Origin of the sequence: Synechococcus sp. B60.1, assembly GCF_047462555.1 — a bacterium.
In the GTDB taxonomy this organism is placed as follows: domain Bacteria; phylum Cyanobacteriota; class Cyanobacteriia; order Thermostichales; family Thermostichaceae; genus Thermostichus.
In genome coordinates, this window is sequence record NZ_JANSJN010000118.1 from 1 (window position 1) to 8,086 (window position 8,086).

General features: G+C 60.4%; 8 protein-coding genes. 4 read left to right on the plus strand and 4 right to left on the minus strand.

What is annotated here, in order from left to right; translation table 11 throughout:
- The coding region (locus NW863_RS11515; RefSeq protein ID WP_414366482.1) for a Fe(3+) ABC transporter substrate-binding protein at positions 1-1,047 on the minus strand (1,047 nt) is incomplete at its 3' end.
- A gap of 402 nt (positions 1,048-1,449) precedes the next feature.
- Here NW863_RS11515 and NW863_RS11520 point away from each other — a divergent pair.
- Positions 1,450-3,639, plus strand: a complete 2,190-nt coding sequence (locus tag NW863_RS11520) for an NAD-binding protein (RefSeq protein WP_414366483.1) — start codon at positions 1,450-1,452, stop codon at positions 3,637-3,639.
- On the opposite strand, the gene NW863_RS11525 is transcribed toward NW863_RS11520, so the two are convergent.
- The 3 genes from NW863_RS11525 to accD all read right to left on the minus strand — a co-directional run bounded on the left by NW863_RS11525 (position 3,636) and on the right by accD (position 6,014).
- Positions 3,636-4,334, minus strand: coding sequence for a class I SAM-dependent methyltransferase (locus tag NW863_RS11525; protein ID WP_414366484.1), 699 nt, complete (start codon positions 4,332-4,334; stop codon positions 3,636-3,638). The genes NW863_RS11520 and NW863_RS11525 overlap by 4 nt on opposite strands.
- Positions 4,335-4,411: 77 nt before the next feature.
- Entirely contained in the window at positions 4,412-4,786 is a 375-nt protein-coding gene (locus NW863_RS11530) for an STAS domain-containing protein (RefSeq protein WP_414333076.1), read from the minus strand.
- 283 nt (positions 4,787-5,069) lie between these two features.
- Complete coding sequence (gene accD / locus NW863_RS11535) at positions 5,070-6,014, minus strand: acetyl-CoA carboxylase, carboxyltransferase subunit beta (RefSeq protein WP_414366485.1); 945 nt, start codon at positions 6,012-6,014, stop codon at positions 5,070-5,072.
- A 136-nt stretch (positions 6,015-6,150) separates the two neighbouring features.
- Here accD and NW863_RS11540 point away from each other — a divergent pair, with 136 nt between their 5' ends.
- The 3 genes from NW863_RS11540 (at position 6,151) to NW863_RS11550 (ending at position 8,030) form a co-directional block, all read left to right on the plus strand.
- Positions 6,151-7,023, plus strand: coding sequence for a tRNA (5-methylaminomethyl-2-thiouridine)(34)-methyltransferase MnmD (locus NW863_RS11540; protein ID WP_414366486.1), 873 nt, complete (start codon positions 6,151-6,153; stop codon positions 7,021-7,023).
- Between the two features lie 136 nt (positions 7,024-7,159).
- On the plus strand, positions 7,160-7,741 hold the full coding sequence (locus NW863_RS11545; protein WP_414366487.1) for a hemerythrin domain-containing protein: 582 nt from the start codon (positions 7,160-7,162) through the stop codon (positions 7,739-7,741).
- A gap of 100 nt (positions 7,742-7,841) precedes the next feature.
- Positions 7,842-8,030, plus strand: a complete 189-nt coding sequence (locus tag NW863_RS11550) for a DUF4089 domain-containing protein (RefSeq protein ID WP_414366488.1) — start codon at positions 7,842-7,844, stop codon at positions 8,028-8,030.
- Positions 8,031-8,086: the final 56 nt, after the last annotated feature.

Sequence of the window (8,086 nt, forward strand, 5' to 3'; positions counted from 1 at the left end):
CCAACCGGCCCGATCCATCACTTTTAGAGCATCGGGGGTAACGCGGCCAATGCTGGCGGCGTTGATCGTGTCTTCCTTGAAGGTGCCAAGGCTGGCCACCACCGAGTCGATCTCCGCCCCCGGCAGCACCGGGTATTCGTTGTTGCTCTGGGCAAAGATGGCCTGCGCCTCTGGGCCGGAGAGGAACTCCAGAAACTGGATGGCGGCCTCTTTGTTGGGAGCTGTTTTCAAAATTCCGGCGCCGCTGATGTTGACGTGGGTGCCGCGATCCTGTTGGTTGGGAAAGAAGATGCCGATTTTCTCCGCTACGGCGCGATCTTCGGGATTGTCGGATTTGATCAAACGCGCCAGGTAGTAGGTGTTGGCTAGGGCCACATCCCCCACGCCAGCGGCCACGGCTTTGATTTGATCAATGTCTCCCCCTTCCGGCGGGCGGGCAAAGTTGGCCACCAAGCCGCGGGCCCACTGTTCGGTTTCTGGGATCCCGTGCGCCAGGATAATGGAAGCCGTCAGAGATTGGCTGTACACATTGCTGGAGGAGCGGGTAAGCACCTTACCTCGCCACTTGGGGTTGGCCAGATCTTCGTAGGTGGAGAGCTCCTTGGGATCCACCTTGTCTTTGTTGTACATGATCACCCGCGCCCGCTTGGTTAGGCCAAACCAGTAGCCTTCCGGATCCCGCAGCGATTCCGGGATGTTCTTAGAGAGCGTCTCGGACTGGATGGGCTGAAACAGGCCTTCGTTCTGGGCGCGCCACAGCCGGGCCACATCCACCGTCATGAAGATATCAGCAGGGCTGTTGGCTCCCTCGCTGCGGATACGTTGGGCAATCTCATCGGCGTTGCCCTGCACCCAATTGACGGTAATGCCCGTTTTCTGTTTGAAAAGTTCGTACAATTCCTCATCAGTGCTGTAGTGCCGAGAGGTGTAGAGGTTCACCTCCCGGTTGGCGCCGCGGGCCGGACGCCCCAGCAAGCCTGCCGCCAAGGCTACAGAGCCCAGCGCGGCTCCGCTGACCAATTGCCGTCGCGATAAGCGCATACCCAACTCCTAAACTCAAAAACATTTCAAGAAAGGCTGCTGCATTGACCCAGTCAGCAATGCCTTTACCCGAGAAAGCACTTGAAAACCCCCTCCCTGAAATCAGGGCAGTTCCCTCAAATGCCGGCCTTTTGACCCTTCTCTAGGCCAAGCTTATTGAGATTTTTACTCAAGAACTTGGCGCTGGGGCAATGATAGAGGATCCTAAGTACCGAGTCAAGCTGTTGGGAGTCGTTCTCATCTTTGAACCGTTTGGCCCAAGATCCGCCAACTCTCGCTGGAAACAAGAGCCAAGGTCGCTTCTCATCGCGGCTGGCCGGGCAAGGGGATCCCTTACCGGAATATTTTGGGTAGGGCGGGGTTCTAGACCTGCCTTGGGTATAAAGGGAGCAGGGTAGGTGGTGGAGTATGGTGGGATCCCTTTCTCATCAATGGCTGGATGAGCAACTGCAGGACAATGGCCGGGATCCGGGTGTTTTCATCCTGGTCTGTGGCTACAACGACCTGGCAGCGTTGACGCTGCAGATTCTGGAAGACTTTGGACAGCGCGCGGTAGTGGTGGCTCCCGGCCCGCGGCCTTCTTTATTAAAAGAGCAGTGGCAATACCTAGAGGGGGATCCCCATCAGCCGGAGGTGTTGCGCCGGGCTGGGATCGAGCGGATCAAGGTGGCATTGCTTGTGGAGGACAACGACCAAGCCAACTTCGAGCTGGCTCTCTTGATTCGGGATCTCAACCCGCAGGTGCGCATTGTCTCTCGTCTGTTTAACACCGGCCTTGCCCGCTACCTGGACTCGATTTTGCCGCAGCATTTTTCCCTGTCGGTGGCTGCCTTGGCTGCGCCGGCCTTTGCTCTGAAAGCTGTCTCGGACGAATTTGTCGGCTACTTCGAGTTGCCCCAGTTAGAGGCTCAGCCGGCCACGCTGCCGCCGGAGCTGGCGAATCCGCTTTATTTTGGCGCTCCCCAAGAGACCACCCTCTGGAACGTGGTGGAGCTGACCATCGGCTACAACTCCCGTCTGCTGCACATGCCCCTCTCGGAACTGGAGGAAACCTTTCGGGCGCGGGTGCTGTTTCACTACCCGGTGGACGGGCTGTCCGACTTTTCCGAGTCTCGGGTTTTCGACGATTTCGACCACGAGGCAGAGCTGCTGGAGGGGGATCGCATTTTGGTGATCTGCGACCCCAGATCCTATCTGCACCTGTTGGAGCGCAACGGGCGGCGCGGCTCTTCGCGGGCACAACGCTGGGCCAGCGGACAGGTGCAAGACAAACGACAACAACAGCGAGGCAACTCGTTCAGGCAGCTCCTATCTTGGCTGCGCAGAAGCCTGCAGGGACTGCTGCAGGTCAAGCCCATCGTGCGCACCCTCACCTTCACCTTGGGAGCCATGCTGGTGCTGGGGATCCTTAACTTTAGAGCTATCGGCAAATCCGTGGTTGACGGGCTGTTGCTGACCATCGTGGTGTTGACGGGGGGGTATGGGGACATCGAGGCTTTTCAGCAGGCGGAGACCCCTCTAGGGGTGAAGGTGGTGGCGGTGGTCATGACCTTGGTGGGGGCTGCCCTGGTGGGGTTGATCTACGGATTGGTGACCGACAAGTTGGTGAGCAGCCGCTTTGGCTTGGGCCGGGCCGCCCGTATGCCCAAAGCGGATCACGTGGTGATCGCGGGGTTGGGACGGCTGAGCTACTTGGTGCTACAGTTGTTGCGGCAAATGGGCTATGAGGTGGTGGTTGTGGAGCCCGACAGCGACAATCCCCTGCTGGCGGCGACGGAACGGGAGGGGGCGGTGGTGATCCGGGGCAACTACGCCTTGGCCAGCACGCTGCAACAGGCTCGCATCCAAAGCAGCCGCTCTTTGATCTGCACGACGCCTGACGATCTCACCAACCTCGAGACCGCCCTGACCGCCCACAGCCTGCAACCTGGGATCCGCACCATTTTGCGGGTCACGGATCCTGAGCTGGCGGCGCGGATGCAGCGGCATCTGCAGACGCTGGGAACCAGCTACAGCACCACGGCCCTGGGGGCGCGGGCTTTTGCTACGGCAGCGTTGGTGGGATCCGTTTACGGCACCTTGACTTGGGACGGGGAAACGCTGCTGGTGACGTTGCTGGAGGTCTCGGCCCATGACCCTTACCTGGGGCTATCCCTACGGCAACTGGCCCAGGATTACGACCTGGCGATCTTGCTGCATCACTCCCGACCGGGCCGGCCCTGTGTTTTTCCCAAGATCTGGCAGAAAGAGGGCGAGACCCTGTTGAAGCGGGGGGATCGTCTATACGTGATGGGGACGGTGGGATCCCTGATTCGCCTGGCCCAGGGACGCCCTCTGCCGCCGGAACTCTATCAAGTGCGGCTTTTGGAATACCGCAACCCCTACTTTGAAGACGAGATCCTCTCCACCTTGGCGTTTTATGCGCGGCTGCCCAAGACGGCCCTGAAGCCGCTGTTGCGCTGCCTGCCGGCGGTGGTGAGCCCCCCTCTCCCCCGCGACAAGGCCATTAAGTTGGCCCGCCAACTGCGCAAAATGAGCACCGAGGTGCAGGTGTTTGCCCAGGTGCAGGCCGAGCGGCGGATCCCTGAAGTCCTCTAGGGCTTTTCCGCCACAAGGCGCACAAAGCGATTTTGCCCGTAGAGCTCTTGCGCCACCACTCTCAAGCCAACCTTCTCCAACAGCCAGGCCAAGTCCTCAGCGCTGAAGCGGTTGTGCTCGTAGAAGTGGGTAAACTGATCCACCAAGGTGTCTAGGGATGTTTCCAGCTGAAACAGTTGGGCTTCTGTGGCCGCATCGAAGTAGAGGCTAAGTGGGGCGCGCACCCAGTCCACCAGCAAAAACCGCCCCCCTGGCTTGAGCAGACGCCGCACCGCTTGCAACAGGCGCACCGGCTGCACCATCTCGTGGATCACCACCACCGCCTGAGCCGCGTCAACGCTGCAATCTGGCAGGGGCAAATGGGGATCGTGGAGATCGGCCTGCAGCAGTTGAAGGCCAGGGACGCCTTTCAAGTCTGCCGCTGCCCGCTCCAACATGTAGGGCATTAGATCTACGCCAATGAAATGTCCGCCGGGGTAGCGCTGGGCCCACTGCCGGAGGACATACCCCGGCCCCGTTCCCAGATCCAGCAGGCAGGGCGCAGCGGGCAAGCAGGGCTCAACATGCTGCTGCCAAAACTGCCAAAAGGTCTCATTGAAGCGGCCAGGAGCAGTAGCCAGCATGCGCTCGCAAAAGCTGGGGCCACGGTGGTGCTGGTAAAGGAGCTGAAAGGTATCGAGGCCAGCTTGGGTCATGGCTGAGCATCCTCAACAGATCCTGGGAACAAAGTCAGAGGCGTAGGCAGGGCATCGCAGCAACTCAAAATGTCGGCCTAGCGAGCAGAGGAAGCGGTGGAGAAGTTGGCGATGGCCGTCTCCAGGTCGTCAAAACAGGTCAAGACCTTCTCCATCGAGGTGAGGCTGAGGACGAGGGCGACGCTTTCCGGAACGCAACAGAGGCTGAGGTTGCCGCCGGCAGTCCGGCACTTGCGCAAGGCCGAGATCAGCACCCCCAGGCCGGAGCTATCCATAAAAGTAACCGCCGACATGTCGATCAACAGGTTGTGGTAACCAAAATCCAAAACCTGCTGCAGCAACTGCCGCACTTCGGAAGCGACCTTGGCGTCAAAGCGACCTTCCAACGGCACAATCGCCAGTTGTTGCCCTTGCGGAGTTTCGGCGGTACGGATGCGTAGCTTAAAATCCATTGCTTCCAGTCAAGACCTCATGCCCCACCTTAGCACCATCGGTTGCTGCTATGACCCCCTCGGCAGAAAATCCCTCTTCTGCAAACAGAGAGGGTATCCTTCTTTGCCATGGCAACTTCCCACTGATTGAGGTTGTCTGCCGGATCTAGGCGCGCTGTGCCGTTGAGGCAGCTACCCTCCCTTCCTCTTCAGCCAGGGAGCAATCCCTCACCCCCAGCCCCTCTCCCTCTGGGAGCTAACTGCTCCGCCTGCAGACAAAGGGATCCAACCTTTACTTCCCGTCTCAGATCCTGGCGGGATCGAGGGCGTAAGTCGAATCGAGCGCGGCAAGGGACATGTGCAAGCGGGGTCGGTGCATGGCCAGCAACTGGGCCAAGCGCTTGCGCAGTTCAGTCCGCGGCACGATTGCATCGATGAGCCCATGGGCTAGCAAGTACTCAGCCGTCTGGAAGCCCTCCGGGAGTTTGCCCTTGCCAATGGTTTGCTCGATAACATTGGGCCCGGCAAACCCTATCTGGGCGCCGGGTTCGGCCAGGATCAAGTCTCCCAGCATGGCAAAGCTGGCGGTCACTCCCCCATAGGTGGGATGGGTAAGCACGGAGATAAACAACTGGCCGGCTTCGCGGTGCCTTTGCAGAGCGGCTGCTGTTTTGGCCATCTGCATCAGGCTGAGGATCCCTTCCTGCATACGGGCTCCCCCAGAGGCCGAAAAAAGGATCAGGGGTAGGTGATCGCAGGTGGCGCGTTCGGTGAGACGGGTAATCTTCTCGCCTACGACCGAGCCCATGCTGCCGCCCATAAAGCGAAAATCCATCACGCCCATCGCCACCGGGATCCCTTCCAGAGTGCCCAACCCGGTCAGGACGGCATCCTTGAGCTGGGTGCGCTCCTGGTAGGCGGCCAGGCGCTCGGCGTAGGGCTTTTGGTCGAAAAAGTGCAGCGGATCGGTGGGGGCCAGGTGCTCGTCGAGGGGCTGCCAGGAGCCGGGATCCAAAAGCTGCTCCAGCCGCTGCGGGGCTGTGATGCGATGGTGGTAGCCACAGCTTGGACAAACCTGCCAGTTCTGCTGCAGATCTTTGCTGTAGGTGAGAGCGTCGCAAGCTGGACACTTCTGCCAGAGGCCGTCGGCAATCTCTCGCACTTGCCGCTCTTTGTCGAAGGGGCTGCTGCCTGTCAAGTTGAGGGAAGTCTGTTTGCGCCGCTCGGCAAACCAATCCAGTAAAGACATAGCCGCTGAGGTACCCCCCTAGCTAGGGATGGCCAGAGCCGAATCTACAAGCCCTGCCGGTGAGCTGCGAAACTCATCTTAACGTTCTCAAGCTATCAAAGAATCGCCAAGCTGGAAATAGAAACTTGCAGTAGCCATGACCGCAGAAACCCAGTGGCAGGTGTTGACCACAGGGGATGGATCCCTGACCTTTTTCTCCCAGGAGTTTGGGCAGGCTTTTCACAACGTCAGCGGCGCCGCTCAGGAAGCGCTGGAGAAGTTCGTCCGCCCTTGCCGGCTGGATCGGCTGCCGTTGGAGCGGGATCCGGAGGATCCCATTTGTCTTTTGGATATTTGCTTTGGCCTTGGCTACAACTCTGGCCTGGCCTTGGAGACAATCTGGCAGGTGCGGCCCGACTGCCCTGTAGAAGTTATTGGCCTAGAGCGCTCCCCGCAGGTGCCCCGCCAGGCCTGGCAGGTGGGGGTGGGATCCACTTGGAGCTTTAGCCAGGAGTGGCAACACTTTATCAACGAGGGATCCTGGCAATCGCCGCGCTGGCGCGGAACGCTGCTGTGGGGAGATGCCCGCCAAACCCTGCTCCAGGTGCCGCTGGGATGGGCGGATGCGGTGTTTTTGGATCCCTTCTCCCCTTCCGTCTGCCCGGAGCTGTGGACGGTGGACTTTTTGCGGGCAGTGGCGGCGCGAATCCGCCCCGGCGGGATCCTGGCCACCTATTCCTGTGCGGCGGCGGTGCGAGCAGCCTTGCTGGAGGCGGGGCTTTTCATTGGCTCGACGCCGCCGGTGGGTCGCCCTTGGCCGGGCACGGTGGCCTCACCCCAACCGGATCACCTGCCGCCCCTCTCCCCCATGGAGCGGGAGCACCTGAAAACCCGCGCCGCTGTGCCCTACCGGGATCCCACCTTGCAGGGAGACAGAGCCCAAATTCGGCTGCAGCGCCAGCAGGAACAGCAAACTTCACCCCTTGAGCCCACTTCCGCCTGGAAACGCCGCTGGCTTGTGCAAGCCTAGCAACCGGAGGGCAGCTTTTGCCGGGGTTGCTGTCGGGGTGTAGCCAAGACACCTGCACCAGTCCCGTACCCTTACGCACGCTGCTGTCTCTTGACAAAGTTAAGCTAAGATAAAGCTTTTTCTCCAGGGAACTGCTATGTCTACACTGGTTGCCCTTTGTGCCGAACAGCACCGGGTTATCCTGCAGTTCTTGGCTCGTCTCTCTCGGGCCTCGGAGTTGGATCTGGAGCAGCGGCGTCTCTGGGTGCAAAGGTTGCGGCAGCGCCTCTCCCGCCACATTCAATTGGAGCGCCATGTCCTCTACCCGCTGCTCAGGACGGCTCTGGCAGCGGATCCCCAGCTCAGCAGCCAGGTCAATGGGCTGGAGCAACAGTTGCGGGATCAGATCCCGGAGCTGACCCGCTTTTTGCACCAGGCGGAGCGTGAGCCGCAGCAGTTGGATCCCTCTGCTGCCCTTCACTTTTATCGGCAGTTGCGGGCCCAGTTTGAGCAGGAAGAGAAGCTCTTGCATCCCCTCTTTGCCCAGCATGTTTCTCCCGCCGCCGAGCAGCAGCAGTTGCGCCTGTTCCGCAAGCGCCTGCAGGCCAGTGCCCCCAGTTCTGCCGGTCGTCGCCTCAATTTAGAGGAATGGGAGCGGCAGGCCGTGACTCGCCCTGTCTTGCCCCGCGAACGCCTTTGGCCCCCGCCAGGTAGCACGGCGTCGACGGCCACCCCTTAACCGAGGACGGTCTTGTCTTTGGATTCTGCCTTGGGTAACTTTCTGCTGGTTTTGGCAAGCTGGCCTGTGGTACCTTTTCCCCAGCCGACCCCTTGAATCGATGCAACCCTGGGATCCCGAAATCTACGTCGACTCGATGGCCCAACTGCTGCAACTGCCCCTGCATCCCGACCATCGAGCGGGGGTGATCGCAAACTTCGCCCGCTTTTTGCCCCTTGCTCAACAGGTACTGGAGTTTCCGCTGCCACCGACGGTTGAGCCAGATCCTACCTTCAACCCCCAGCCATGACCCCGGATCCCCCTCTTCTCGGCAGCGCCGACGGGTTCGCGATTGCCAGGGCCGTC